The 23,319-nt window shown below is 38.4% G+C and carries 40 protein-coding genes; 34 read left to right on the top strand and 6 right to left on the bottom strand.

Annotation, left to right across the window (positions count from 1 at the left end):
- Positions 1–8 precede the first annotated feature (8 nt).
- From AOC36_RS06245 to AOC36_RS06225, 5 genes are all read right to left on the bottom strand, one after another.
- Positions 9–506 carry a redoxin domain-containing protein gene (locus tag AOC36_RS06245; protein WP_067632526.1) on the bottom strand — a complete coding sequence of 166 codons (498 nt, stop codon included), beginning with the start codon at positions 504–506 and terminating at the stop codon, positions 9–11.
- Positions 503–1,015 carry a GNAT family N-acetyltransferase gene (locus AOC36_RS06240; RefSeq protein WP_067632524.1) on the bottom strand — a complete coding sequence of 171 codons (513 nt, stop codon included), beginning with the start codon at positions 1,013–1,015 and terminating at the stop codon, positions 503–505. Before AOC36_RS06240 ends, AOC36_RS06245 begins: the two co-directional genes overlap by 4 nt.
- 49 nt (positions 1,016–1,064) lie before the next feature.
- Positions 1,065–1,502, bottom strand: a complete 438-nt coding sequence (locus AOC36_RS06235; RefSeq protein ID WP_067632522.1) for a MarR family winged helix-turn-helix transcriptional regulator — start codon at positions 1,500–1,502, stop codon at positions 1,065–1,067.
- A gap of 5 nt (positions 1,503–1,507) precedes the next feature.
- On the bottom strand, positions 1,508–2,059 hold the full coding sequence (locus AOC36_RS06230) for an NADPH-dependent FMN reductase (protein ID WP_067632519.1): 552 nt from the start codon (positions 2,057–2,059) through the stop codon (positions 1,508–1,510).
- 69 nt (positions 2,060–2,128) lie between these two features.
- The gene (locus AOC36_RS06225) at positions 2,129–2,578 is read right to left on the bottom strand and encodes a GAF domain-containing protein (RefSeq protein WP_232505349.1); all 450 of its coding nucleotides are present in this window, start codon (positions 2,576–2,578) and stop codon (positions 2,129–2,131) included.
- A gap of 119 nt (positions 2,579–2,697) precedes the next feature.
- On the opposite strand from AOC36_RS06225, the gene AOC36_RS06220 reads away from it, so the two are divergent.
- The 33 genes from AOC36_RS06220 (at position 2,698) to AOC36_RS06060 (ending at position 21,531) form a co-directional block, all read left to right on the top strand.
- Positions 2,698–3,234, top strand: coding sequence for a DUF402 domain-containing protein (locus AOC36_RS06220; protein WP_067632516.1), 537 nt, complete (start codon positions 2,698–2,700; stop codon positions 3,232–3,234).
- A gap of 325 nt (positions 3,235–3,559) precedes the next feature.
- Positions 3,560–3,871: a 30S ribosomal protein S10 gene (gene rpsJ, locus AOC36_RS06215; RefSeq protein ID WP_067632514.1), complete on the top strand. Its 312-nt coding sequence runs from the start codon at positions 3,560–3,562 to the stop codon at positions 3,869–3,871.
- Between the two features lie 16 nt (positions 3,872–3,887).
- Positions 3,888–4,580 (top strand): 50S ribosomal protein L3, encoded by a 693-nt coding sequence (gene rplC, locus AOC36_RS06210; protein ID WP_067632512.1) that lies wholly within the window; start codon positions 3,888–3,890, stop codon positions 4,578–4,580.
- Positions 4,573–5,202, top strand: coding sequence for a 50S ribosomal protein L4 (rplD, locus tag AOC36_RS06205; protein WP_067632510.1), 630 nt, complete (start codon positions 4,573–4,575; stop codon positions 5,200–5,202). Before rplC ends, rplD begins: the two co-directional genes overlap by 8 nt.
- Entirely contained in the window at positions 5,202–5,486 is a 285-nt protein-coding gene (rplW, locus tag AOC36_RS06200; RefSeq protein ID WP_067632508.1) for a 50S ribosomal protein L23, read from the top strand. Before rplD ends, rplW begins: the two co-directional genes overlap by 1 nt.
- Positions 5,487–5,550: 64 nt before the next feature.
- The gene (gene rplB / locus AOC36_RS06195) at positions 5,551–6,384 is read left to right on the top strand and encodes a 50S ribosomal protein L2 (protein ID WP_067632506.1); all 834 of its coding nucleotides are present in this window, start codon (positions 5,551–5,553) and stop codon (positions 6,382–6,384) included.
- A gap of 22 nt (positions 6,385–6,406) precedes the next feature.
- Complete coding sequence (gene rpsS, locus AOC36_RS06190) at positions 6,407–6,685, top strand: 30S ribosomal protein S19 (protein WP_067632503.1); 279 nt, start codon at positions 6,407–6,409, stop codon at positions 6,683–6,685.
- A complete protein-coding gene (rplV, locus tag AOC36_RS06185) occupies positions 6,685–7,020 on the top strand; it encodes a 50S ribosomal protein L22 (protein ID WP_067632501.1) in 336 nt (111 codons plus the stop codon). The genes rpsS and rplV overlap by 1 nt, the downstream gene beginning before the upstream one ends.
- 11 nt (positions 7,021–7,031) lie before the next feature.
- Positions 7,032–7,814 carry a 30S ribosomal protein S3 gene (rpsC, locus tag AOC36_RS06180; protein ID WP_067632498.1) on the top strand — a complete coding sequence of 261 codons (783 nt, stop codon included), beginning with the start codon at positions 7,032–7,034 and terminating at the stop codon, positions 7,812–7,814.
- Positions 7,815–7,816: 2 nt separating this feature from the next.
- Positions 7,817–8,239, top strand: a complete 423-nt coding sequence (gene rplP / locus AOC36_RS06175; protein WP_067632496.1) for a 50S ribosomal protein L16 — start codon at positions 7,817–7,819, stop codon at positions 8,237–8,239.
- Positions 8,236–8,436 (top strand): 50S ribosomal protein L29, encoded by a 201-nt coding sequence (gene rpmC, locus AOC36_RS06170; RefSeq protein WP_067632494.1) that lies wholly within the window; start codon positions 8,236–8,238, stop codon positions 8,434–8,436. Before rplP ends, rpmC begins: the two co-directional genes overlap by 4 nt.
- A gap of 14 nt (positions 8,437–8,450) precedes the next feature.
- A complete protein-coding gene (gene rpsQ, locus AOC36_RS06165; protein WP_067632491.1) occupies positions 8,451–8,711 on the top strand; it encodes a 30S ribosomal protein S17 in 261 nt (86 codons plus the stop codon).
- A 17-nt stretch (positions 8,712–8,728) separates the two neighbouring features.
- Positions 8,729–9,100: a 50S ribosomal protein L14 gene (gene rplN / locus AOC36_RS06160; protein WP_067632489.1), complete on the top strand. Its 372-nt coding sequence runs from the start codon at positions 8,729–8,731 to the stop codon at positions 9,098–9,100.
- A 10-nt stretch (positions 9,101–9,110) separates the two neighbouring features.
- Positions 9,111–9,422, top strand: coding sequence for a 50S ribosomal protein L24 (rplX, locus tag AOC36_RS06155; protein WP_067632487.1), 312 nt, complete (start codon positions 9,111–9,113; stop codon positions 9,420–9,422).
- Between the two features lie 13 nt (positions 9,423–9,435).
- A complete protein-coding gene (rplE, locus tag AOC36_RS06150) occupies positions 9,436–9,990 on the top strand; it encodes a 50S ribosomal protein L5 (protein ID WP_067632485.1) in 555 nt (184 codons plus the stop codon).
- Entirely contained in the window at positions 9,983–10,252 is a 270-nt protein-coding gene (gene rpsN, locus AOC36_RS06145) for a 30S ribosomal protein S14 (protein WP_067632483.1), read from the top strand. Before rplE ends, rpsN begins: the two co-directional genes overlap by 8 nt.
- Positions 10,253–10,275: 23 nt before the next feature.
- Entirely contained in the window at positions 10,276–10,671 is a 396-nt protein-coding gene (rpsH, locus tag AOC36_RS06140; protein WP_198401216.1) for a 30S ribosomal protein S8, read from the top strand.
- Between the two features lie 15 nt (positions 10,672–10,686).
- Positions 10,687–11,232 carry a 50S ribosomal protein L6 gene (rplF, locus tag AOC36_RS06135; RefSeq protein WP_067632479.1) on the top strand — a complete coding sequence of 182 codons (546 nt, stop codon included), beginning with the start codon at positions 10,687–10,689 and terminating at the stop codon, positions 11,230–11,232.
- A gap of 21 nt (positions 11,233–11,253) precedes the next feature.
- Positions 11,254–11,610: a 50S ribosomal protein L18 gene (gene rplR, locus AOC36_RS06130; RefSeq protein ID WP_067632477.1), complete on the top strand. Its 357-nt coding sequence runs from the start codon at positions 11,254–11,256 to the stop codon at positions 11,608–11,610.
- Positions 11,611–11,621: 11 nt separating this feature from the next.
- Entirely contained in the window at positions 11,622–12,131 is a 510-nt protein-coding gene (gene rpsE, locus AOC36_RS06125; RefSeq protein ID WP_067632474.1) for a 30S ribosomal protein S5, read from the top strand.
- Between the two features lie 12 nt (positions 12,132–12,143).
- Positions 12,144–12,584, top strand: a complete 441-nt coding sequence (rplO, locus tag AOC36_RS06120; RefSeq protein ID WP_067632472.1) for a 50S ribosomal protein L15 — start codon at positions 12,144–12,146, stop codon at positions 12,582–12,584.
- Complete coding sequence (gene secY, locus AOC36_RS06115; protein ID WP_067632469.1) at positions 12,584–13,876, top strand: preprotein translocase subunit SecY; 1,293 nt, start codon at positions 12,584–12,586, stop codon at positions 13,874–13,876. The genes rplO and secY overlap by 1 nt, the downstream gene beginning before the upstream one ends.
- Positions 13,877–13,894: 18 nt before the next feature.
- Entirely contained in the window at positions 13,895–14,545 is a 651-nt protein-coding gene (locus AOC36_RS06110) for an adenylate kinase (protein ID WP_067632467.1), read from the top strand.
- On the top strand, positions 14,542–15,309 hold the full coding sequence (gene map / locus AOC36_RS06105) for a type I methionyl aminopeptidase (protein WP_067632465.1): 768 nt from the start codon (positions 14,542–14,544) through the stop codon (positions 15,307–15,309). Before AOC36_RS06110 ends, map begins: the two co-directional genes overlap by 4 nt.
- Positions 15,309–15,527 carry a translation initiation factor IF-1 gene (gene infA, locus AOC36_RS06100; RefSeq protein WP_067632462.1) on the top strand — a complete coding sequence of 73 codons (219 nt, stop codon included), beginning with the start codon at positions 15,309–15,311 and terminating at the stop codon, positions 15,525–15,527. Before map ends, infA begins: the two co-directional genes overlap by 1 nt.
- Positions 15,528–15,594: 67 nt before the next feature.
- A complete protein-coding gene (rpsM, locus tag AOC36_RS06095; RefSeq protein WP_067632460.1) occupies positions 15,595–15,960 on the top strand; it encodes a 30S ribosomal protein S13 in 366 nt (121 codons plus the stop codon).
- Between the two features lie 18 nt (positions 15,961–15,978).
- A complete protein-coding gene (gene rpsK, locus AOC36_RS06090) occupies positions 15,979–16,374 on the top strand; it encodes a 30S ribosomal protein S11 (protein WP_067632458.1) in 396 nt (131 codons plus the stop codon).
- Between the two features lie 32 nt (positions 16,375–16,406).
- Positions 16,407–17,366 (top strand): DNA-directed RNA polymerase subunit alpha, encoded by a 960-nt coding sequence (locus tag AOC36_RS06085; RefSeq protein ID WP_067632456.1) that lies wholly within the window; start codon positions 16,407–16,409, stop codon positions 17,364–17,366.
- 17 nt (positions 17,367–17,383) lie between these two features.
- Positions 17,384–17,746: a 50S ribosomal protein L17 gene (gene rplQ / locus AOC36_RS06080; RefSeq protein WP_067632454.1), complete on the top strand. Its 363-nt coding sequence runs from the start codon at positions 17,384–17,386 to the stop codon at positions 17,744–17,746.
- Between the two features lie 4 nt (positions 17,747–17,750).
- Positions 17,751–18,329 (top strand): O-methyltransferase, encoded by a 579-nt coding sequence (locus AOC36_RS06075; RefSeq protein WP_067632452.1) that lies wholly within the window; start codon positions 17,751–17,753, stop codon positions 18,327–18,329.
- A 97-nt stretch (positions 18,330–18,426) separates the two neighbouring features.
- A complete protein-coding gene (locus tag AOC36_RS06070) occupies positions 18,427–19,602 on the top strand; it encodes a PTS transporter subunit EIIC (protein WP_067632450.1) in 1,176 nt (391 codons plus the stop codon).
- A gap of 129 nt (positions 19,603–19,731) precedes the next feature.
- Positions 19,732–19,926, top strand: coding sequence for a hypothetical protein (locus AOC36_RS06065; RefSeq protein ID WP_067632448.1), 195 nt, complete (start codon positions 19,732–19,734; stop codon positions 19,924–19,926).
- A 261-nt stretch (positions 19,927–20,187) separates the two neighbouring features.
- Complete coding sequence (locus AOC36_RS06060; RefSeq protein WP_067632446.1) at positions 20,188–21,531, top strand: hemolysin family protein; 1,344 nt, start codon at positions 20,188–20,190, stop codon at positions 21,529–21,531.
- Here the strand turns inward: AOC36_RS06060 and AOC36_RS06055 are convergent.
- A complete protein-coding gene (locus AOC36_RS06055; protein ID WP_067632444.1) occupies positions 21,528–21,950 on the bottom strand; it encodes an RrF2 family transcriptional regulator in 423 nt (140 codons plus the stop codon). The genes AOC36_RS06060 and AOC36_RS06055 overlap by 4 nt on opposite strands.
- 134 nt (positions 21,951–22,084) lie before the next feature.
- Between AOC36_RS06055 and cysK the strand changes: the two genes are divergently transcribed.
- Positions 22,085–23,020 carry a cysteine synthase A gene (gene cysK / locus AOC36_RS06050; RefSeq protein WP_067632442.1) on the top strand — a complete coding sequence of 312 codons (936 nt, stop codon included), beginning with the start codon at positions 22,085–22,087 and terminating at the stop codon, positions 23,018–23,020.
- Positions 23,021–23,319 lie beyond the last annotated feature (299 nt).

The raw sequence follows: 23,319 nt of genomic DNA, 5'->3' as shown, positions 1-23,319 counted from the left end.
GGCAGTTTTCACTGCCCTTTTATAAACGCATCAAGGAGTTGTACGGAAGGTTCGTGTGTCATTGGATTCACGACTTCACGATAAACCAATTTGTGCTCTTTATTAAAGAGCAACACAGCCCGTGCTGCTTTTTTCAATAAAGGAATATATAAACCTAGTTTTTGAAGATAAATTCCTACAGGATCACTGTAGAAATTAATGTCTTTATTTTGTGCAAGACACCATTTGTTACACGCTTCATAAGAATCGGTAGAAATGTTTAACAGATAGATACCATGCTCCTCACAGTATTTTACCATGTGTTGAGTTTGTAAACTGCACACTTTTGTATTAATACCAGGAAAGGTACTGATTAATATATAAGGTGCATCTAACTGCGTAGTATCCAAAGGTTTATCATCAATCATCAAACTTTGGAGACCCGGAATTTGTGCTCCCATTTCCAAAGGTTCTTTTTGTAGTTTTAACTGAATTTTAAAGATTTCTGTTTTATTTGGTTCTTTCATAATTGTATCGTATAGGTTTCGATCCTAAGACTCCTTCCGTCAATGGTCTTGACGTCTTTCTCTTCATCAGTCAGTGTTCCATTCAAATAGAGTGGAATCTTTTTACTTGCGATATTACGGATATCAACAGGGTAGATTACTTGAGTGTATCCCAATGATTTTGCTTTTTGCGCAACCAATTGCATCGCTTCACGGCCATAATGATGACCATGCTGTGATTTTATCGTCCAAACTCCTAGTTCTGGGGTTTGTGATTCTAGACCATGTAGTCCAGCAAGGCCAATAAACGCGTTTGATTCCCTGAGTGTGATTGCATAAACGAGCTCACGGTTTAGGTGCATATTTTTTAGTGTCGCTTCTACAAAAGCGGATGCCTCTTCCAAAGATCTTGAAGGGGTGGGGAACATGTAGATTGCGATATCATCGCTAAAGTGTTCAAGTACATTTTGTGCATCACCACTGTTAATGGGCCTCAGAATCAAACGATCTGAAATAAGTGGTTTAAACATTTGTATCACTTCCTTTCTTTCATTTTATCACATTTGACATAAAAAAATGCTATTTGGAATCTCCACATAGCATTTTATCTAAATCAATTAATGATTCATGAATAGAATTTAATTTACATGCATAATCATCATGATTTTCAAACGTCATTTCAATTGCAGATGCTTTACACAATGTATCCAAAAGTTCAGGCTGCTCGATAAAGAGTTCAGACTCTCGTTTATCTTGCTTGCAAGCCTTACGGACAATCTTTCCAGAGCTTTCAAGGTTTCTTAGAAGCTTTGAAGCAGCACTTTTCTTGATGCCAAGGCGTTCGCACATTGCATTTTGACTGGTACCAGGATGTGTGAGCACATCAAGAAGAACCAAATACTCTTTGGCTGTATAACCCAGTGCTTTGGATTGTTTTTCAATACGTTGATTCATTTTCCCTGTGATTTCTAGGAGCGCATCAAATATTGTTGTCAGTTCATCTTGATGTGTGTTCATACCTTTTATCCTCGAATTGTTTTAAGTGCTTTAGACCATGCAATCACTTGATCAAACATCTTGTTTGCATTGTCTTTGTGATAATCGTTTGGTTTAAACTCTGACATGTTGACAAAGTCAGCCATAATTGAGAACGTCACCATTGTACGTACTGAAGCAAGTTCTTGTTCAGCATTGATGAGACGCAATGTTTGAATGGATGACAATCCACCAAGTCCACCATAAGCAACATATCCTACAGCTTTATTGTTTAGTTCAGGCTGTAAGTAGTCAAGGGCATTTTTGAATGCACCAGGTAATGCACGGTTGTATTCTGGTGTTACAAATACATAGCCATCAAATGAAGCCATTTTTTCTGACCATGCTTTAATTGCTGCGCCTTGTTCTTGAGTTGGTTGAAGACCAAGCAGGGGAAGATCATAGTCTTTTAGATCGACTAATTCATAAGAAGCTTCTTCAGCTTTTTCAGTTGTTGCATAATTGTAGGTCCAATCACCCACTTGTTTACCATTACGTCCTTCACGTACACTTGCAATTACAATACCAATTTTCAACATAAGTTAAGTCCTCCTGTTATGTTATGACTTAATTATGATATTAATTGGTTGAATATTCAACTAATATGCTCACAGCACAATTGAACTTTTGATTGTTTCAATGAGCAATGTTAATCCATCTACGTCGTCTTGTGAGAAACGATTTTCTATGGGTGCATCAATATCTAACACACCAAACGGTTCACCATCGTTATATATAGGAACGACGAGTTCACTTTTTGATGCACTATCACAGGCAATATGTCCTGGAAATGCATGCACATCATCCACTTTGAGGGTTTGATTGGATTCCAGTGCAGCCATACAAACACCTTTACCATGGGGTAGGCGTGTACAGGCCACTTTTCCTTGAAATGGTCCGAGAACCAAGGCGTTTTCTTTATATATATAGAAACCGACCCAATTTAGGTCCGCCATCATTTCATTGAGTAATGCGGATAGATTTGCCATGTTCGCAATTGCATCAGGTTCTGATTCACATAAGCTTTGAGCTTGTTCAATTAATAATTTATAATCCATTCTTATCATCCTTTTCACTTTGATATAGTGTACCATATATGAGGAATATTTTAGTATCATATTTAATCTTCTACTAACTTTGTGTATTATAGATGGCGTAGATAAGGATGTGTGAGCGTATGAATCCGAAAATTGGTGATGCAGTATATGTGCAAAGCTATAAACATGACGGGTCGCTCCATCGTACATGGTCATGTGCTACAGTCGTTGATGTTAACGATGAAATGATTGTAGCGATTACTTATAAAACTTGGGTTGTTGAAGGTGATGGAAGACGGTGGTTCACACGCGAACCTGCCGTATATTATTTCTATTTGAATCGGTGGTACAATGTGATTGCGATGATTCGAAAGCGTGGAATCTATTATTATTGTAACTTAGCAACGCCAAGCATTTACGATGGGGAAGCAATTAAGAATATTGATTATGACCTGGATGTAAAAGTATTCCCAGATGGAAACTATATTCTACTGGATGAAGATGAATTTATTGATCATCAACGTCAAATGCAATACGATGTGTCAATTATTGATATAGTTGTTGATGAGCAACGTCGACTTGTGAATGAAGTCAAAAGCGGTGTGGGACCCTTTAATTCTTTGAATGTTTATGAGTATTTTGAAAAATTTCTCAATTTAAACTTCGAAGAGTCATAAATGATTTTAAAAGTACAGTACCCACTGTGCTTTTTTTTCTTTGAAACAAGGGGTGTTATCCTTCATTTACGATGAGCAAAAGAATATGAAGATCAGCCTCTCTTTAAATGGAAATGATGCGGTCCAAACAGGCTGTTTATTCCTATGAAAAAAGTTTGAAAAAAGTATTGCAATCTACCACATATCGTGTATAATAATTGAGCTACTGCGAAGAAATGCGAGGTTGCCGGCACACTGAGAGACGTTGTCATGGTCAGTGAGAAGCACGGGGAATTCGCATGGAGCAGGTCCATTTGAATGGACAACGGAATAGGAGGAAATTTCCATGGCAAAGAATTTCATTCGTATACGCTTAAAAGCATACGAACACCGCACTATTGATAGTGCTGCTCAGAAGATTGTTCAAGCGGCAAATGATCATGGTGCAAGCAAAGTTGTTGGTCCAGTTCCACTGCCAACAAAAAAAGAGATTGTTACAATCTTACGTTCACCACATGTTAATAAGGACTCTCGTGAACAATTTGAATCAAGAACGCATAAGCGTTTGATTGAAATTGTTGGTCCAACACCTGAAACAATTGACGCATTAAGTCGTCTTGAGTTACCAAGCGGTGTTGACATCGAGATCAAACTTTAGTAGGAGGAGTTATTAGATGAAAGGTTTATTAGGACGTAAATTAGGGATGACTCAAGTCTTCACGACTGATGGTACTCTAATTCCTGTAAGCGTAGTTGAAGTGTTGCCTAATGTTGTACTTCAAAAGAAGACATTAGAAACAGATAACTACGAAGCAGTTCAATTAGGTGTTGTTGATGTTAAAGAACACCGTGCGAACAAATCTGAGATTGCTCATGCTGCTAAAGCTAACACAGCTCCGAAACATTTTGTTCGTGAAATCGCTGGTAGCGAATTACTAAGCTACGAAGTAGGCGATGAAATCAAAGCTGACTTATTCTCAGCAGGTGAGTTTGTAGATGTTACGGGAACTTCACGTGGTAAAGGTTACCAAGGTGCAATTCGCCGTAATAACCAAGCAATTGGGCCTAAAGCTCACGGTTCAGGGTTCCACCGTGGTGTTGGTTCATTAGCGACTGGCGGACGTAACAATGGTTACATCAATAAAGGTCGTATTATGGCTGGACACGAAGGTGCACGTACCCGTACAAACCAAAATTTAGAAATTATCAAAGTTGATACTGAAAACAACTACATTTTGGTAAAAGGAAACGTTCCAGGACCACGTCGTGGTTATGTAGTAGTTAAGACAACTACAAAACACGTGAAATCAACAAGTCCTGTTGAACTTATTGATTACTCGGCTAAGGAGGATTCTGAAAATGCCTAAAATTGACGTATTAAATCATGAAGGTAAGAATCTTCATTCACTTGAATTAAGTGAAGAAGTATTTGGTATTGAACCAAACAAACAAGCACTCTTTGATGCAATCGTGATGCAACGTGCTTCACAACGCCAAGGAACTCACAAGGTTAAAAACCGTTCAGAGGTTCGTGGTGGTGGTCGTAAGCCATGGCGTCAAAAAGGTACAGGACGTGCTCGTCAAGGTTCGATCCGTTCACCACAATGGCGTGGAGGTGGAATCGTATTTGGTCCTACACCACGTAGCTATGCTTATAGCTTGAACCGCAAAGTTCGTCGCTTAGCATTACGTTCAGCATTATCACAAAAAGTTTTAGATTCACAAATGGTTGTATTAGAAAACCTCTCATTTGAAGAAGTAAAAACAAAGAACTTCGTGAAGTTCATGGAAAATCTAGAGTTCACTCGTAAAACATTATTTGTATTCGACGGACAAGAAGATATCGTGAATGCTTACCTATCAATGCGTAACATTCCAAATGCTGGTTTACTTGATGTTGAAGGTCTGAATGTTTACGATATCGTAAATGCGGATCGCATTGTATTTACTGAAAAAGCAGCAGTTGCAGCTGGAGAGGTATTTGCATAATGAAACGTAACCCTAGAGATATTATCTTACGCCCAATCATTACTGAAAAAACTGTAATGATGCAACAAAATGATAACAAAGTTACATTTGAAGTTGCTAAAGGGACAAACAAAATTGAAATCGCTCAAGCGATTGAAGAAATCTTCAATGTAAAAGTTGAAAAAGTTAACGTTGTAAACGTTGCACCTCGTAAAAAACGCGTTGGAAAATACGAAGGTAAAACACGTGGTGTTCGTAAAGCAATCGTTAAACTTGCAGAAGGATCAAACATTGACGTTCTGTAATTTAGAAATTTATCGGAAGAATTACGCTATTTCCGGACAATTTGCGTAGGGAGGATTATTTTAAATGGCTATTAAAAAGTATAAGCCAATGACTCCTGGACGTCGTGGGATGACTACTCTTGCTAATGAAGAGTTAACAGCATCAAAACCAGAACGTTCATTATTGGTCTCATTGGACAAAACAGGTGGTCGTAATAACTTAGGACGTATAACAACACGTCATAAGGGAGGCGGACACAAACGTAAATATCGTATTATCGATTTCAAACGTAACAAAGATGGAATTCCAGCAACTGTTGCTACTGTGGAATACGATCCAAACCGTTCAGCAAACATTATGTTATTAAACTATGCTGATGGTGAAAAACGATATATCCTAGCTCCTAAAGGACTAAAAGTTGGAGATGTAATCTATTCAGGTGCAGGTTCAGATATTAAAGTAGGAAACTGCTTAGAACTTAAAGACATTCCTGAAGGTACAGTAATCCACAATATCGAGTTAAAACCAGGTAAGGGTGGCCAAATGGCACGTTCTGCTGGTGCATCTGCTCAAGTATTAGGTAAAGAAGGCGAATATGTAACACTTCGTCTGACATCTGGTGAAGTACGTAAAGTATTCGAACATTGCCGTGCAACAATCGGTGAAGTTGGGAATGCTGACCACTCATTAGTAAATATCGGTAAAGCTGGTCGTAATCGTTGGAAAGGTATCCGCCCAACAGTTCGTGGTTCTGCAATGAACCCTGTTGATCACCCTCACGGTGGTGGTGAAGGACGTACACCGATTGGACGTGTTGCACCAATGACTCCATGGGGCAAAAAAGCTCTTGGTGTTAAAACTCGTAAGAATAAAAAAGCTTCGACTAAATTAATTGTACGTCGTCGTAACGCTAAGTAACGAAAGGAAGGAAAAATAAAAAATGGCTCGTAGTTTGAAAAAAGGACCGTTTTGCGATCATCATTTGATGGCTAAAGTTGAAAAGCTCAACGCGTCAGGTAAAAAAGAAGTAATTAAAACATGGTCACGTCGTTCAACCATTTTCCCTCAATTCGTAGAACATACGTTTGCGGTGCACAATGGTAAAGAACACGTTCCAGTGTTCGTAACTGAAGACATGGTTGGACATAAGTTAGGTGAATTTGTTCCAACACGTAAGTATTCAGGACACGCAGAAGATAAGAAGGCAGGTCGTAGATAATGGACGTTAAAGCAATATCAAAAACGCAACGTGTAACTTCACGTAAAGCGCGTCTAGTTCTAGATGAAATCCGCGGCTTAGATGTAGATCACGCTGCTGCAATCTTAAAGTATGTACCTAACAATGCTGCTAAGATTATTGGAAAAACATTGAAATCAGCAGTTGCTAATGCAACAAATAACCATCAGTTAGATGAAGAGAAACTATATATCTCTGCATGCTATGCTGATGAAGGTGTTACGATGAAGCGTTTCCGCCCTCGTGCTAAAGGGTCTGCAGCGCCAATCATGAAGCGTACAAGCCACATTACAATCGTGGTTTCGGAACGCGTATAGGAGGATAGACAATGGGACAAAAAGTTAATCCAGTCGGTTTACGCGTCGGTATAATCCGTGATTGGGAATCACGCTGGTACGCTGAAAAAGAATTCGGAAATCTATTACACGAAGATCATGAAATCCGTGCTTATATTTTCAAGAATTTAAAAGATGCTTATGTATCACGCGTTGAAATCGAACGCTACAAAAACCGTGTTGACATCATTATCCGTACAGCTCGTCCTGGTGTGGTAATCGGTGTTAACGGTTCAAATATCGAAAAAGTTAAAGCAGATCTTTCAAAAATCTCAAAAGGTAATTCTGTACAAATCAAAGTGTTAGAAGTTGCTAACCCTGATTTGGATGCACATTTAGTTGCGCGTAATATCGCTGAGCAACTTGAACAACGTGCTTCATTCAGAACTACACAAAAACGTGCGATTCAACGCACAATGCGTTCTGGAGCTAAAGGAATCAAAACTGCAGTTTCAGGTCGTTTAGGTGGTGCAGATATGGCACGTACTGAAGGATATTCAGAAGGTGTAGTTCCGCTCCATACATTACGTTCAGATATTGATTATGCTCATTATGAAGCTATGACACAATTCGGTATCCTTGGTGTTAAAGTTTGGATCTGTCGTGGAGAAGTATTACCAGGACAAATGGTTCAAGAACCTGAAGCACCTAAGGGTGGTAACGATCGTGGTCAACGCCGTCGCCGTCGTGGTGGCCGTGACAACCAACGTCGTAACCCAAACAACCGTGGTGAACAAAAAGCTTCAAGTGAAAGTTCAGAACAAGGAGGTAACTAATTATGTTGATGCCAAAGCGTACTAAATATAGAAAACCTCATCGTATTTCATACGAAGGTCGTTCTAAAGCAGGTCGTACTGTTGCATTTGGTGAGTATGGTTTAGTTGCTGAAACAGGTAACTATATCACAAACCGTCAAATTGAAGCAGCACGTATCGCGATGACACGTTACATGAAGCGTGGTGGTAAGGTTTGGATTAAAATCTTCCCACACATGGCTATTACAAGAAAACCTCTCGAAGTTCGTATGGGTTCTGGTAAAGGTGCTCCTGAAGGTTGGGTAGCAGTTGTTAAACCAGGTCGTGTCATGTTCGAAGTTGCTGGTGTAAGCGAAGAAGTAGCTCGTGAAGCATTCCGTCTTGCATCAATGAAATTAGCAGTAAAAACACGATTTGTTCGTAAAGGTGAGGAGGAAAAAGTATGACAGTAAAAGAAATTCGTGATATGGATAGCTCAAAGCTACTCTTAGAAATCGATACTCTTAAAGAAGAATTATTTGATCTTCGCTTCAAGCAAGCTATCGGTCAACTTGAAAATCCTGCTCGTCTAAAAGAAATCCGCAAAACTATTGCACGGATTAAGACAGTGATCACTGAGCGTGAGCTTAGTGACAGCAAGTAGGAGGTCACAAAGCGATGGAAAGAAACAAACGCAAAGTTTACCGTGGTACTGTTGTATCTGATGCAATGGATAAAACGGTAGTCGTAGAAGTAAGCACATCAAAACGCCATCCATTATATGGTAAGCGTGTAAATTATTCGAAAAAATACAAAGCTCATGATGAAAACAATGAATACGGTGTTGGTGATACAGTTGAAATTATGGAAACTCGTCCATTATCAGCTACTAAACATTTCCGTGTTATCCGTTTGATTCAAAAAGCTGTTGTACTTTAATTGGAGGTTGTTAGATTATGATTCAAAATGAAACAAGATGTAGAGTCGCTGACAACACTGGTGCAAAGGAAATCTTAGTTATTCGTTTGCTCGGCGGTAGCCGCCGTACTTCATCAAATATCGGTGACATCGTAGTAGGAACTGTTAAACAAGCAATTCCTGGTGGAACTGTTAAAAAAGGTGAAGTAGTAAAAGCAGTTATTGTTCGTAGCGTATATGGTGTTCGTCGTGAGAATGGTTCATACATCAAATTTGATGATAACGCAGTTGTTATCTTGAAGGATGATGAAACATCACCTCGTGGAACACGTATCTTCGGTCCTGTGGCACGTGAACTTCGTGAAAAGAACTTCATGAAGATTGTGTCATTAGCACCTGAAGTATTGTAGGGAGGCTTTCATGAAAATCAAACGCGGAGATAAAGTTCAAGTTATCACAGGTTCTTATAAAGGGACTATCGGCGATGTCATCGAAGTCTTTCCTAAGAAAAACAAGGTTAAAGTTGAAGGCGTAAATATGGTTAAAAAACATATGAAACCAAATCAAATTAACCCTGACGGTGGTATTGTTGAAATGGAAGCATGGATTGATGCTTCTAATGTAATGCTTTATGATTCAAAATCAAAAGCACCTTCACGTGTTCGCATGGGCGAAGACAAAAAAGGTGAAAAAGTACGTGTCTTTGTTAAATCAGGCAAAGAAGTTAAATAAGGAGGTATAGCAGATGAGTTTAAAAGATAAGTATACAACTGAAGTAGTTCCTGCTCTTGTTAAGCAATTTGACTATACTTCAGTAATGCAAGCGCCAAAGCTTGTAAAAATTGTTGTAAACATGGGTGTTGGTGACGCAGTAACTAACGTTAAACACCTTGAAGATGCAGTTGCAGATCTTACCGCAATCGTTGGTCAAAAACCAATTATTACTAAAGCTAAGAAATCTGTAGCGAACTTCAAAATCCGTGAAGGAATGCCAATTGGTGCAAAAGTTACATTACGCGGTGAAAAAATGTATGATTTCTACACTCGTTTAGTAAGCTTAGCACTTCCTCGTGTTCGTGACTTCCGTGGAATCAACTCAGGTTCATTCGATGGTCGTGGAAACTTCACACTTGGTATTAAAGAACAAATCATTTTCCCAGAAATTGATTATGATAAGGTAACTAAAGTTCGTGGTATGGATATCACTATCGTTACTTCAGCTGAAACTGATGCAGAAGGATATGCATTATTATCAAACTTAGGATTCCCATTCAAGAAGGAGGACGGCGCTAATGGCTAAGAAATCAAAGATTGCACGTGAAAAACAACGTCAAGAAGTTGTAGCTCGTTATGCAGACAAACGTGCTGCATTGAAGGCCGCTGGTGACTATGAGGGATTGCAAAAACTTCCTCGTAATGCTTCTCCAACACGTCTTCGTAACCGTGACTCTGTAGATGGACGTCCACGTGGTTACATTAGAAAATACAAAATGTCACGTATTCGCTTCCGTGAGTTGGCTTACAAAGGTCAAATTCCTGGCGTACGTAAGGCAAGCTGGTAGAAGGGAGAACGTTTCAAATGACTATGACAACAGATCCAATTGCGGATTTACTAACTCGTATTCGTAATGCGATTCAAGCAAAACACGAAGTAGTATCAATTCCTGCAAGTAAGGAAAAAGTAGAAATTTCAAGAATCTTGAAAGAAGAAGGGTTCATCCGCGACTACCATGTAGACGGAGACGGACCAACACGTGCTATTACAGTAGTATTGAAATACGGACCAAACGGAGAAAAAGTAATTACTGGACTTCGTCGTATCTCAAAACCTGGTATGCGCGTTTATGCAAAAGTAGATTCAATTCCACGTGTTCTTAATGGACTTGGGATTGCAATCATCTCTACATCAGAAGGTGTAGTAACCGATAAGCAAGCTCGTCAAAAACATGTAGGTGGCGAAGTCTTAGCTTACGTTTGGTAAGAGAGGAGAACCTTAATGTCACGTATCGGAAATAAAACGATTACCATTCCTGCGGGTGTTGAATTCGACGTTAATGCTGGTAATGAGGTGACTGTTAAAGGACCTAAAGGTACTTTATCACGTCAGTTCAGAAGCGAATTAACAATCGAAGTTGACGGTGATACAGTTACTGTAAAACGTCCAGACGATTCAAAACCTATGAAGCAAATTCACGGGACAACACGTTCATTGATTAACAATATGATCGTTGGTGTTACTGAAGGGTTTGTTAAAGAATTAGAATTAGTAGGTATCGGGTATCGTGCAGCTAAAAACGGCGATAAATTAGTAATGAGTGTTGGATATTCACATCCAATCGAATTTGTGATTAGCTCTGATCTAGAAGTAGAAGTCCCAGCAGTTACACAAATCAAAATTTCAGGAATCGACAAACAAGCAGTTGGTGAATTTGCAGCAAATGTTCGTGCGATCCGTAAACCTGAACCATATCTTGGTAAAGGGATTAAATACAAAGGCGAAATTATCCAACGTAAAGAGGGTAAAACAGCCGCTAAGAAATAGTGGGAAAGGAGCTAACATATTATGGCTAAAAAATTATCTAGAGACCAACAACGTGTTCGTCGTCATATTCGTGTCCGCACAAAAGTTTCTGGTACACCAGAGCGCCCACGTCTTAGTGTATATCGCTCAAATGGAAACATTTATGCGCAAATTATCGACGATGTTAACGCAAATACACTTGTTGCCACAAGTTCACTTCAATTAAAACTCGAAAAGGGTGGAAATATTGAAGCTGCAACTAAAGTTGGTAACGAAATTGCTAAATTAGCATTAGACAAAAACATTAAAGTAGTAGTGTTCGATCGTGGAGGTTATATCTACCACGGACGTGTTAAAGCACTAGCAGATGCAGCTCGTGAAGCTGGACTAGAGTTCTAGGGAGGATTAAGATGAGTCGTAGACCAAAAAGAGATCAACGCGAACAAGAGTTCGAAGAACGCGTTGTTGTCATCAACCGTGTTACTAAAGTTGTTAAGGGTGGACGTCGTTTTCGCTTCGCTGCTCTAGTTGTTGTTGGTGACAGAAAAGGACGCGTTGGATTTGGAACAGGAAAAGCAAACGAAGTTCCAGATGCAATTCGTAAAGCAATCGAAAGTGCTAAGAAAAACTTAATCAATGTTAAGTTAATCGAAGGTACTTTACCACACTCAAGTGTGGGAGTATTTGGTGCTGGTGAAGTATTCCTTCGCCCAGCTACAGAAGGTACAGGAGTTATCGCTGGTGGAGCAGTACGTGACGTATTGGAACTTGCTGGTGTAACAGATGTACTTACAAAATGTATCGGATCACGCACACCAATTAACATGGTTCGTGCAACATTTGATGCATTAGAAAACATGCGTACAGTAAATGAAGTTGCTGAACTTCGTGAACTTAAAGTTAAAGAAGTACGTAACTAGGAGGAGACCTTTATGAAATTACATGAATTGCAATATACAGAAGGTGCTCGTCGTCCACGCAAACGCTTAGGACGTGGACATGCTACTGGACAAGGTAAGACATCTGGTAAAGGTCACAAAGGACAAAACGCTCGTAGTGGCGGTGGTGTTGCTTTAGGATTTGAAGGGGGTCAAACACCTCTTTACAAACGAATCCCTAAACGTGGATTTAATAACATCAACCGTGTAAACTATGCGATCGTAAATCTATCAGATCTAAATCGTTACGAAGACGGTTCAGAAGTAACAATCGAAATGCTACTTTCTGATAAAGTTGTTCGTAAAACACTTGATGGTGTTAAAGTTCTTGGTAACGGAGCACTTGAAAAGAAACTCACAGTTAAAGCAAATGCTTTCTCAAAGACAGCAGTTGAAGCTATTGAGAAATTAGGTGGAAAAGTCGAGGTGATCTAATGATACGCTTTATAACTGATTTATTTAAAAATAAAGAAATCAGAAATCGCATCATTTTCACTTTGACAATGCTAGCGGTATTCAGATTAGGAACAGTCATGACTGTTCCTAATGTGGACCGTGTCAAGTTACAAGCTGGTTTAGGTTCTAATTCGATCCTAGATATGATGAGCTTGCTTGGCGGGGGTGCGTTACAAACATTCTCAATCTTCTCTATGGGGGTTGGGCCATACATTAATGCATCTATCATTGTTCAATTATTGTCGATGGATATTATTCCTTACTTGGCAGAACTCGCGAAATCTGGACAAAAGGGTAAAATGCAAATGGATCGTATTACACGATACCTTGCTATTGTATTAGCGTTCGTACAATCAATCACATTGTTGATTGCTTATCAAAACCAATATGGTATCTTAATGGATACTTCAGCACAAAGCTATCTCTTCATGGCAACTGTCATGTCAGCAGGTACAATGTTCCTACTTTGGTTAGGTGATCAAATTACAACAAAAGGTGTTGGTAATGGTATGTCACTAATTATCTTTGCTGGTATTGTTGCTCATATGCCTACGAACTATGCAAATGCATTTACTTCAATGGTTACTGATAACAATTATTCGGCAAGTGGTATTGCCTATTTTGCTTTATTTGTATTATTGAATTTAACGATTATTGTATTAGTTGTATTTATGAACCAAGCAGTTCGTAAAATTACGATTCAGTATTCATCAAGCAGTGGTGCAACACGTGGTAAAAACATGAATCACTTACCACTTAAGATAAACTCTGCAAACGTTATTCCGGTAATTTTTGCAAGTGCAATTCTTCAAGCCCCACTTGTTATTATGAGTTGGATTAATCAAGATTTTTGGCTTTATAAGTTTATGAATCAGTATCTTGCATTGAGTACACCTGGTGGGCTGATTGCTTATATTGTATTGATCATTTTCTTCACCTTCTTCTACACTCACCTAACGGTTGACCCTGAGAAGATTGCAGAAAACTTTGGTAAGAATAATTCCTATATTCCAGGTGTAAGACCTGGTAAGGATACAAAGCGATACATTACAACAGTATTGAACCGAATCACTGTATTTGGAGCAATCTTCATTGCATTTATCGCATTACTACCGTACTTGCTACCGATTATTACAAACGGTGCAATTCCTCATGCAACAGCTCCTGGTGGAACTGGGATCATCATTGTTGTTGGGGTAGCACTTGAGACTGTTAAAGAACTTCAAGGTCGCTTGGCACAAAGAACCTATTCTGGTTTCTTCAAGCACTAAAGTTAGTTAGGAGTAAGCATGAATTATTTAATTATGGGACCTGCTGGAAGCGGCAAGGGGACAATGTCAAAAGAGATTGTCAATAAATTAAACATTGCTTACATCTCAACTGGGGATATGTTTCGAGAAGCTCTCTCGAAACAAACTCCTGTTGGTATGGAAGCTAAAGAATACATGGACCAAGGAAAACTTGTTCCAGATGATGTCACAAACCGTATGGTTAAAGAACGCATCTCACAAGGTGATTGCTTAAATGGTTATCTACTCGATGGATTCCCACGTAGTATCGCTCAAGTAGAAGCATTTGATGTGATGTCAAAGGAAATCAATCGTCCGATTGATTTAGTATTAAATCTAGATGTAAATCATGATGAACTTGTAAAACGAATTACAGGACGTCGTCTGTGTCCAACATGTGGAGCAATCTATCATATTGATACACGTAAACCTAAAGTTGAAGGAATCTGTGATCTTGATCAAACACCTTTAATTCAAAGAGACGATGATACTGAAGAAAAATTCGAAGTGCGTCATCAAGCATACTTAGAAACAACACTCCCTGTGATTGAATTTTACAGGAGCAAAGGATTGGTTCGAGATATTAACGCTGATCAACCAATTGAATTAGTTTTAGAAGACATTTTTAAAGTGTTGGAGGCAAGTAAATGATTACTACCAAGTCAGAAAGAGAATTAGAGTTGATGCGTCGTGCGGGTGAGATTGTATTCTTAACACATGAAGCGGTTAAAAAAGAAATTAAGCCTGGTGTTTCAACAAAGCATTTAAATGATGTGGCTCATGCGTTTATTTTGAGTCAAGATGCTACTCCGTCTTTTCTTGGTTATAATGGATTTCCTGCTTCGATTTGTGCATCAGTCAATGAAGTCTTGGTGCATGGTATTCCAAGTGAAAAAGTCATTCTGAAAGAAGGCGACATTGTCTCGATTGATATAGGCGCAATTTACAAAGGTTACCACGGAGATTCCGCATGGACTTATCCAGTTGGTGAAATTAGTGAAGAAGCGAAACTACTATTAGAAGTGACAGAAAAATCATTATTTGCAGGACTTGAGAAAGCGAAAGCTGGAAATCGTCTTGGAGATATTGGGGTTGCTGTTAGTGATGCTGTAAAACCTTATGGATTTGGTGTGCCGATTGAGTACACTGGTCATGGTATTGGAACTTCAATGCATGAAGATCCAGCAGTACCAAATTATGGCATTGCAGGAAAAGGTGTATTGTTACGAAAAAACATGACATTAGCAATTGAACCAATGGTTCAGTTGGGAACACATCGTACAGAGGTAATGGATGATGAATGGACTGTAAAGTCAAAGGATCGTTCATTAACAGCACATTTCGAACATACTGTATTAATTAAAGATGATGGTTATGAAATATTAACGCGTTCAAAGGAGGCATTTACACACTGATGAGTAAACAGGACGTTATTGAACTGGATGGTGTAATCGTAGATACACTTCCAAGTGCACAATTCAAGGTGAAACTTGAGAATGGTCACGAAATAATTGCTCACGTATCTGGTAAAATCCGTATGCATTACATTCGCATTTTACCGGGAGACAGAGTGACTGTAGAGTTATCACCCTACGATTTATCACGTGGGCGTATAACATTTAGACATAAATAGTTTCGATTATGTCGAAATTATGATATTATTAATGATGGATTATTTGAAATAGGAGGAAGTCTTATAAATGGCTCGTATTGCTGGTATTGATATCCCACGTAATAAGCGTGTAGTTATATCACTAACATATATTTATGGAATTGGTTTGCCAACATCACAAAAGATTTTAGCAGCTGCTGAGATTGATGAGAGCATCCGTGTAAAAGATCTTACAGAAGATCAAATGAATGCGATTCGTCGTGAAGTTGAAAAACACCGTGTCGAAGGGGATCTTCGTCGTGAAGTTAACTTAAACATCAAACGTTTAATGGAAATTGGTAGCTACCGTGGTATGCGTCATCGTCGTGGTCTTCCTGTACGTGGTCAACGTACTAAGACAAACGCTCGTACACGTAAAGGACCACGTCGTACAGTAGCTAACAAGAAGAAGTAGTAGGAGGATAAAAGCGTAATGGCAAAAGCAAAAAGAACCACAACGCGTAAACGTCGTGCTCGTAAGAATATAGCACGCGGTATCGCTCATATCCATTCGACATTTAACAACACTATTGTAACAATCTCGGATGAACAAGGAAATGTAATTTCTTGGTCAAGTGCAGGAGCTCTTGGATTCAAGGGTTCACGTAAATCTACACCATTTGCAGCTCAAATGGCTTCAGAAGCTGCAGCACGCGGTGCTGTAGACAATGGAATGAAATCAGTTGAAGTTAGTGTTAAAGGGCCTGGACCAGGTCGTGAAGCTGCAGTACGTTCATTGCAAACAGCTGGACTTGAAATCAGCGTAATCAATGATGTGACACCTGTGCCACATAATGGTTGCCGTCCACCAAAACGTCCACGTGGATAAAAAAACAACACTGATTAAGGAGGTAAGACCAGATGAACAAGTTTGAACGCGCACAATTTGTTGTAAGTGAATTTGATGAAACGACTCATTACGGAAAATTCGTGATTGAGCCTCTTGAACGTGGATTTGGTACAACAATTGGAAATGCATTGCGTCGGGTTATGCTCTCCTCACTGCCAGGTGCAGCTGTATATTCATTGAAAATAGACGGTGTCTATCATGAATTTACTTCAATTCCTGGAGTTGGAGAAGATGTGACAGGAATCGTATTGAATATAAAAGATTTGGTTCTTGATATTGCAGATTCAGAAGTTTACACCTTAAGAGTTTCTCAAAAGGGTCCAAAAGTTGTGACTGCAGCGGATATTGAATGTCCAACAAATGTTGAGATTCTAAATAAAGATCATATCATCGCAACCCTTGCTGAAGGTGCTGTTTTAGATATGGAAATGAAAGCACGTAACGGTCGTGGCTATGTTAGTTCAGATGACAACAAGCAAATGTTCCAAAGTGCTTCACAAGGGATTGGTACTATCTATACCGACTCAATTTACACACCAATCGAACGCGTTAAATATGAAGTTGAACCAACACGTGTGGGACAAGATTCTAAGTTTGACCGTTTAGTCATGGAAATTTGGACAAATGGTTCGATTCAACCTCAACAAGCACTTTCATTAGGATCAAAAATCTTAATGGATCACCTTGAGCAAATCGTTGCAATCAAGGATGCTGTATATGAACAAGAATCACTTATTAAGCCTGATGTATCAGGACAAGAAAATCCAATGGCAACAATGATGATTGAGGACTTGGACCTTTCAGTTCGTTCTTACAACTGTCTGAAGCGTGCAGGTATCCAAACTGTTGAAGAATTAACATTGAAATCCGAGGATGAAATGATGAGAATCCGTAACCTCGGTAAGAAATCACTTAAAGAAGTTAAAGATAAACTCCATGAGCTTAGCCTTGGCTTCAAATCATATGAGTAATTAGGAGGAAATTTGGGATGAAAAACCGTAAACTTGGGCGGGATTCAGCACACCGTAAAGCACTGTTACGTAATATGGCAACAAGCTTAATCGTACACGGTCGCATTGAAACAACAGAAAAGAAAGCATACGAACTCCGTTCATATGCTGACAAACTTGTAACACTTGCTAAACGCGGTGACTTACATGCACGTCGTCAAGCGGCTGCTATTGTCTTCAACGTTGTTGCTGATGAAAAAACTGGTCAAACAGCACTTCAAAAGCTTTTTGATGAAGTTGGACCACGCTATGCAGATCGTAACGGTGGTTACACACGTGTAATCAAAGCTGAAAAGCGCCGTGGTGATGCTGCAGACATGGCATACATCGAATTCGTTTAAGATTATGTTTCGTGAAATAGAAAGCTATGCTTTAGAACATAATGTTCCCATCATGTCTTCTGAAAGTATTGATTTCATTTCCACAATCTTAGCTGATACACATAGCCGTTCTTTACTTGAGGTAGGAACGGCTATTGCTTATTCTACGCTCAATTTTGCACATCGTATTGATGGTTTACTCATTGATACGATTGAACGTGATGACGTGCGTTATGAAGAAGCGATAAAGAACGTTAAGAAATTCAGTTGTGGCTCACGAATTCATACAATTCACCATGATGCTTTAAAATATAGAAACATAAAACATTACGACGCGATTCTTTTAGATGCTGCAAAAGCACAAAATGAAGCCATGTTTAAACTCTATTTTGCCTTTGTAGATAAAGTCATGATCATCGATAACATTGATTTCCATGGATTTACAGGGCATTCTCAAGAGATTCGCAGTCGAAACTTAAGACAAATGATTCAACGCATCGAATCATTCTTAACATACATCAACTCACGCTCAGATTTAAGTGTAGAACGCTATGATATCGGAGATGGGTTAATGGTGATTAAGCGAAAATCAACCCAAGGCTAGATGCAATTGCACTAGTCTTTTTTATAGTTATAAGCTTTCTTGTAAAGGGTGCATAGACAGTGTATAATTGATTTGAAAACGAGGGAAAAATAAGTTTATGAGTAAAATTCTTGAGAAAATTCAAAACAACGCATTTCTAGGAATGGCACAGAAAGTCGTTGGAACAATGGACCCGATTTACGTCCTTTTGTCGATCATTTTAATATGTGCCAGTCTCTTTAGTGGAGGCAATCCTTGGTCCAATCAAACAATGTCTTTAATTGTTATCGGTGCACTTCCAATTTTTTGTAGTATCTGTGTCTTTGTTATATCACTATCGGTTGGAAAGATGAAAGCAGGGGATGATATCTCATCTCAATCGTTATCCATCGCTTTAGCAACTCTGTGTGCGACATCACCCTTATTACTTTCCAGTACACATGCTCCCTATGCACTGTTACCTGCATTTTTATGTGCACTGTTGATTAAATTTGTATTCTTATTAAGTCGTGATATCAAACTTAAAGGAACAAAGATTCCTGGTGCAGTATTGAGCACCTTAAGTGGACTCATTCCACTTGTGTTTTTAGCACTTTTCAGTGTCAGTATGTTTTCACTTGTTGCACGGTATGCTCAACAAATTGTCAGTCTAACCCATCAGTTATTCTCAATCATTGGAAGTTATCCTGTAATGTTGTTATCAGTACTTTGCATTTGTTTAATTTGGACTTCTGGATATCACGGTGCAAACATCGTGAATCGAGTTATGAGAGTGTTTTGGGTGCCGATGACGCTCATTAACATCGTATCCTTTACATCGACTGGCAAGCCTGTATATATCGGTACAGAAGGGCTTATTACAACCTTTGTTTGGATTGGTGGATCGGGTGGAACCTTAGGGTTATCGATCATGCTTAAACTCTTTACAAAAAGTGATTATATGCAATCAATTGCAAACGAATCATTAGTTCCAGGTCTCTTTAACATCAACGAGCCAGTCATCTTTGGAGTGCCTATTGTAGAGAATAAACGCTATTATATTCCATTCTTCCTTGCCCCAATCCTTATGGTTACACTTTCATACTTTGCAATTCAATTAGGCTATGTTCGTTTTCCAGCCTATACAATTACGTGGATTATGCCAGGACCACTTGCAGCACTTTTTGGAACATTTTTTGATTGGAGTGCTATGCTATTGGCCTTTGTGAATATTTTTGTTTCAGGGCTTGTTTATTTGCCGTTCATCTTAAAACATGATAAAGAATTACGCACCAATAATCGCGTTCTTAACTAAAGTAAACCATCATTTAAATTAATCGTTATAAACAATGTTTTTTAGATGAATGTTCTGTGAAGTCTTGCTTATTTTACTATGATTTATAGGGGGATTATGGTAGACTAAAAGTAGAAAGAGAGGATAATTATGAAAAGAATACTTCCTTTAGCAGTTATTGCAGCATTAGCTGGTGGTGCAGCATACTACTTAAAACGTAATCAAGTGAAGGTTGAAGAAACACTTAAAGCTCTCGATGATATTAGTGATACTGCAGAAACTACTGTGAATGAATTTGCGAGTGAACTCAATGGTGAATCAGGACTAAACGATATCGTAGAATAACAAGCCGTGTGCTTGTTTTCTTATACCTTTAAATTTGTTATATATGCAATCATTAGAGATAAAACGACGATAAATGTTGACATTTCGCTTTGGAATGTCTATTATACTTGTATATATTGGAGGAATGATTGTGACTGACAGTGACCTGGACAGATGTCCAAATGTAAGTTTAAATTCAGATGTTATTGGAAATATAATCAATTTGAATTCATGTGAATCTAACGTTCGCACTTTTTTAGTTTATAGGGGAGGAACTAAATAATGGGGAACTATATTACACAGATATTAATTCTACTTGTTCTTATTTTGATGAATGCTTTTTTCGCTGGAAGTGAAATTGCGTTTATATCATTGAACTCTGTGAAACTAAAAGCAATGAGTGAAGAGGGACATCGTAAAGCAAAAATTGTTATGGCTTTAAAAGAAGTTCCTACACGCTTTTTATCTACCATTCAAATTGGTGTTTCGCTTGCAAGTATGTTATCAGGGGCCTTTGCTGCTGATACCTTTGCAGATTATCTAGCAAACTGGATTGTATCCCTAACTGGGGGAGGCATCTCATTTGGTGTAATGCGTCCGATTGCGGTTGTCTTAATTACCCTTATTACTGCATATCTAATGCTTGTTCTTGGAGAGCTTGTTCCAAAGCGTATTGCGATGGTATCTCCTGAGAAGTTCGCGTTCTTTGTATGCTACCCTGTTTATTTTATATCGAAAGTATTTGTGCCTTTAATCCATTTACTTTCCATTTCCACTAACCTTGTGCTTAGATTGTTGGGAATCGATCCAGCGTCGCATGAAGAAGAAGTCACCGAAGAAGAAATTCGGATTATGGTGGAAGCAGGGGAAATTAATGTGAATGAAAAAGAAATGATACAAAATGTATTTGATTTTGATAATCACGATGTTTCAGATATTATGACTCACCGAACCGATATGATTGCACTTGATATTGAATCAGATTTTGATGAAATTATGGATCTTGTGTATGAAGAACGATTTACCCGTTATCCTGTCTATGAAGATAATGTCGATAACGTTGTAGGGATCCTACACGTGCGAGACTTATTGAAATTTATCCGCAAAGATGGAGATCCAACTCACTTCAACATTAAAGAATGGTTGCGTGAGCCTTACTTTGTTCCGGAATCAAAACAAACGGATGAGTTATTTACAGAACTAAAAGCCAACAAGACGCATATCGCAATTGTCATTGATGAATATGGTGGAACCGCTGGTATTGTTACTTTAGAAGATTTAATTGAAGAAGTAATGGGGAACATCATGGACGAGTATGATATTGAAGAAGATGTAGAAATCGTTGAACTTGGACCTGATGAATACCAAGTCGAAGGGTATTGTGATATTGAAGAACTCGAGAAGATCTTGGATATTGACTTACCTGTAGATGATTATGACACTGTAAGTGGTTTTGTAATTGGTGAACTTGGACGGATTCCGACTGATGACGATATTATGAATCCAGAATCTGATGTTCTCTTTGAGGATTATCGATTCTCAATTATGGGTGTCGACGAAAAAGTTGTATCGAAGGTACTGGTAAAAAAAGAGGCACCTCTTGAAGAAGTGCCTGATGAAGATTAGATGTAATACATCGGTTCATTCGAATTATAGTTTTTAACTTTTTCTGCAATGTCCTTAATGAGTATGCCTTTGAGTAATTCACTCAAATGTGCATCAACAATTGAATAGAAATTCTCACACAAGACTTGATTGATGGTATTATCATCCGTTGAGGCTTGTGTTTTTTTCAGCATTTCTGGTTCTAAAATATTAATGATATCAAACATACTGTATTCACTGCTTTTCATATAGTAGCCCCCATTTGGACCCTTAATTGCCTCAACAATACCAGCACTTCGTAAACTTGAGAATACTTGTTCCATATAAATTTTGGAAATATTTAGATGATTTGCAATTGAAATCAATGACGTGGTTTCATTTTGAACGTGTAAATAGACCAATGCAGCAATACCATAACGTGATTTAGCGGATAATTTCATAATTAATGGATCTCCTTTATATTAGTTTAAAACGAATTAATAACATTGTCAATACGTATGAATTTATGCATTTATCTTGAAAGTCACTCAAAACGAGCTTATAATACAAGATGAAGACGTATTGGAGGATATTTATGTCAAAGATTTATAAAGGAATTCACGAATTAATTGGAAAGACACCGCTTCTTTCTTTATCACGTATTCAAGAAGAATTTGGATTAGAAGCTGAGATTGTTGGAAAACTAGAAGCCTTTAATCCAGGTGGAAGTGTTAAAGATCGAATCGCATTTGCAATGCTTACTGATGCTAAAAATCGTGGTATCATTAACGAAGACACTGTGATTGTTGAGCCAACAAGTGGAAATACAGGAATTGGACTTGCATCATTAGGTGCAGCACTGGGGTATAAAGTTATCTTGACAATGCCTGAAACTATGAGCGTTGAACGTCGTAAACTCTTAAGTGCTTATGGTGCTCAACTTGTATTAACTGAAGGTGCGAAAGGGATGAAGGGTGCCATTGCGAAAGCTGAAGAAATTGCAGCAACATTTGAAAATGCATTTATCCCATCACAATTTGATAATCAAGCAAACCCAACCATTCACTACTATACAACAGGACCTGAAATCTATGAAGATACTGAAGGTGAAGTTGATATCTTAGTATCAGGAGTTGGTACAGGAGGTACGCTAACGGGTTCAGGAAAATATCTTAAAGAAAAACTTCCAAATATTAAACTCATTGCTGTTGAACCAACTGATTCACCTGTATTATCAGGGGGTCAACCAGGACCTCATAAAATCCAAGGAATCGGTGCTGGCTTTGTGCCATCAGTTCTTGATGTAGAGCTCATTGATGAAGTAATTCGCGTCAGCAATGAAGATGCATTTAAAACAGGGCGTCTGATTGCGCGCAAACAAGGATACCTTGTGGGCATCTCATCAGGTGCTGCAGTATTTGCTGCAATTGAACTTGCAAAACGTCCTGAGAATAAAGGAAAACGCATCGTTGTAATTCTTCCAGATACTGGAGAACGTTACTTATCGACACCGCTTTTTGAAGAAGAATAATAGTAAATTAAGACTCGTTATATGCGAGTCTTTTTTAACACATCCTGAACTAGTCAAAATGTATCACTCAAGTTATCATACAAATCTAGAGCTTAATCAAAGAAATATAATCAAGCGGAATGCGTTGATACCTCATCCGATTTATGGCCTTTTTAAAATATAAAGATAATTTATTTAATAGGTAGATTATTACTCAAAAAGTGTATAAATCTATTTGATGATTTGCTATCACTTATTTTTATATATTATTGTTATCAGGTGAATAAATTTATTTATATTTGCACATAAAATGGAGGGAA

Source organism: Erysipelothrix larvae (assembly GCF_001545095.1).
GTDB classification, from domain to species: Bacteria; Bacillota_I; Bacilli_A; order Erysipelotrichales; family Erysipelotrichaceae; genus Erysipelothrix; species Erysipelothrix larvae.
This window is presented reverse-complemented; position numbering and strand designations above follow the sequence as displayed.

What these genes read in the sequence shown, in the direction of transcription:
- cysK (WP_067632442.1), top strand. Translation starts at nt 22,085, where the DNA reads ATGTCAAAGATTTATAAAGGAATTCACGAATTAATTGGAAAGACACCG.
- AOC36_RS06245 (WP_067632526.1), bottom strand. Translation starts at nt 506, where the DNA reads ATGAAAGAACCAAATAAAACAGAAATCTTTAAAATTCAGTTAAAACTA.
- rplP (WP_067632496.1), top strand. Translation starts at nt 7,817, where the DNA reads ATGTTGATGCCAAAGCGTACTAAATATAGAAAACCTCATCGTATTTCA.
- AOC36_RS06110 (WP_067632467.1), top strand. Translation starts at nt 13,895, where the DNA reads ATGAATTATTTAATTATGGGACCTGCTGGAAGCGGCAAGGGGACAATG.
- AOC36_RS06240 (WP_067632524.1), bottom strand. Translation starts at nt 1,015, where the DNA reads ATGTTTAAACCACTTATTTCAGATCGTTTGATTCTGAGGCCCATTAAC.
- secY (WP_067632469.1), top strand. Translation starts at nt 12,584, where the DNA reads ATGATACGCTTTATAACTGATTTATTTAAAAATAAAGAAATCAGAAAT.
- AOC36_RS06070 (WP_067632450.1), top strand. Translation starts at nt 18,427, where the DNA reads ATGAGTAAAATTCTTGAGAAAATTCAAAACAACGCATTTCTAGGAATG.
- rplC (WP_067632512.1), top strand. Translation starts at nt 3,888, where the DNA reads ATGAAAGGTTTATTAGGACGTAAATTAGGGATGACTCAAGTCTTCACG.
- rplN (WP_067632489.1), top strand. Translation starts at nt 8,729, where the DNA reads ATGATTCAAAATGAAACAAGATGTAGAGTCGCTGACAACACTGGTGCA.
- rplO (WP_067632472.1), top strand. Translation starts at nt 12,144, where the DNA reads ATGAAATTACATGAATTGCAATATACAGAAGGTGCTCGTCGTCCACGC.
- rplD (WP_067632510.1), top strand. Translation starts at nt 4,573, where the DNA reads ATGCCTAAAATTGACGTATTAAATCATGAAGGTAAGAATCTTCATTCA.
- rpsQ (WP_067632491.1), top strand. Translation starts at nt 8,451, where the DNA reads ATGGAAAGAAACAAACGCAAAGTTTACCGTGGTACTGTTGTATCTGAT.
- AOC36_RS06235 (WP_067632522.1), bottom strand. Translation starts at nt 1,502, where the DNA reads ATGAACACACATCAAGATGAACTGACAACAATATTTGATGCGCTCCTA.
- AOC36_RS06065 (WP_067632448.1), top strand. Translation starts at nt 19,732, where the DNA reads ATGAAAAGAATACTTCCTTTAGCAGTTATTGCAGCATTAGCTGGTGGT.
- map (WP_067632465.1), top strand. Translation starts at nt 14,542, where the DNA reads ATGATTACTACCAAGTCAGAAAGAGAATTAGAGTTGATGCGTCGTGCG.
- AOC36_RS06225 (WP_232505349.1), bottom strand. Translation starts at nt 2,578, where the DNA reads ATGGATTATAAATTATTAATTGAACAAGCTCAAAGCTTATGTGAATCA.
- rplW (WP_067632508.1), top strand. Translation starts at nt 5,202, where the DNA reads ATGAAACGTAACCCTAGAGATATTATCTTACGCCCAATCATTACTGAA.
- rplE (WP_067632485.1), top strand. Translation starts at nt 9,436, where the DNA reads ATGAGTTTAAAAGATAAGTATACAACTGAAGTAGTTCCTGCTCTTGTT.
- AOC36_RS06075 (WP_067632452.1), top strand. Translation starts at nt 17,751, where the DNA reads ATGTTTCGTGAAATAGAAAGCTATGCTTTAGAACATAATGTTCCCATC.
- rpsE (WP_067632474.1), top strand. Translation starts at nt 11,622, where the DNA reads ATGAGTCGTAGACCAAAAAGAGATCAACGCGAACAAGAGTTCGAAGAA.
- rplF (WP_067632479.1), top strand. Translation starts at nt 10,687, where the DNA reads ATGTCACGTATCGGAAATAAAACGATTACCATTCCTGCGGGTGTTGAA.
- rpsH (WP_198401216.1), top strand. Translation starts at nt 10,276, where the DNA reads ATGACAACAGATCCAATTGCGGATTTACTAACTCGTATTCGTAATGCG.
- rpsN (WP_067632483.1), top strand. Translation starts at nt 9,983, where the DNA reads ATGGCTAAGAAATCAAAGATTGCACGTGAAAAACAACGTCAAGAAGTT.
- rpsS (WP_067632503.1), top strand. Translation starts at nt 6,407, where the DNA reads ATGGCTCGTAGTTTGAAAAAAGGACCGTTTTGCGATCATCATTTGATG.
- rpsC (WP_067632498.1), top strand. Translation starts at nt 7,032, where the DNA reads ATGGGACAAAAAGTTAATCCAGTCGGTTTACGCGTCGGTATAATCCGT.
- infA (WP_067632462.1), top strand. Translation starts at nt 15,309, where the DNA reads ATGAGTAAACAGGACGTTATTGAACTGGATGGTGTAATCGTAGATACA.
- rplX (WP_067632487.1), top strand. Translation starts at nt 9,111, where the DNA reads ATGAAAATCAAACGCGGAGATAAAGTTCAAGTTATCACAGGTTCTTAT.
- rplQ (WP_067632454.1), top strand. Translation starts at nt 17,384, where the DNA reads ATGAAAAACCGTAAACTTGGGCGGGATTCAGCACACCGTAAAGCACTG.
- AOC36_RS06230 (WP_067632519.1), bottom strand. Translation starts at nt 2,059, where the DNA reads ATGTTGAAAATTGGTATTGTAATTGCAAGTGTACGTGAAGGACGTAAT.
- rpsK (WP_067632458.1), top strand. Translation starts at nt 15,979, where the DNA reads ATGGCAAAAGCAAAAAGAACCACAACGCGTAAACGTCGTGCTCGTAAG.
- rplV (WP_067632501.1), top strand. Translation starts at nt 6,685, where the DNA reads ATGGACGTTAAAGCAATATCAAAAACGCAACGTGTAACTTCACGTAAA.
- rpmC (WP_067632494.1), top strand. Translation starts at nt 8,236, where the DNA reads ATGACAGTAAAAGAAATTCGTGATATGGATAGCTCAAAGCTACTCTTA.
- rpsM (WP_067632460.1), top strand. Translation starts at nt 15,595, where the DNA reads ATGGCTCGTATTGCTGGTATTGATATCCCACGTAATAAGCGTGTAGTT.
- AOC36_RS06055 (WP_067632444.1), bottom strand. Translation starts at nt 21,950, where the DNA reads ATGAAATTATCCGCTAAATCACGTTATGGTATTGCTGCATTGGTCTAT.
- rplR (WP_067632477.1), top strand. Translation starts at nt 11,254, where the DNA reads ATGGCTAAAAAATTATCTAGAGACCAACAACGTGTTCGTCGTCATATT.
- rplB (WP_067632506.1), top strand. Translation starts at nt 5,551, where the DNA reads ATGGCTATTAAAAAGTATAAGCCAATGACTCCTGGACGTCGTGGGATG.
- AOC36_RS06085 (WP_067632456.1), top strand. Translation starts at nt 16,407, where the DNA reads ATGAACAAGTTTGAACGCGCACAATTTGTTGTAAGTGAATTTGATGAA.
- rpsJ (WP_067632514.1), top strand. Translation starts at nt 3,560, where the DNA reads ATGGCAAAGAATTTCATTCGTATACGCTTAAAAGCATACGAACACCGC.
- AOC36_RS06220 (WP_067632516.1), top strand. Translation starts at nt 2,698, where the DNA reads ATGAATCCGAAAATTGGTGATGCAGTATATGTGCAAAGCTATAAACAT.
- AOC36_RS06060 (WP_067632446.1), top strand. Translation starts at nt 20,188, where the DNA reads ATGGGGAACTATATTACACAGATATTAATTCTACTTGTTCTTATTTTG.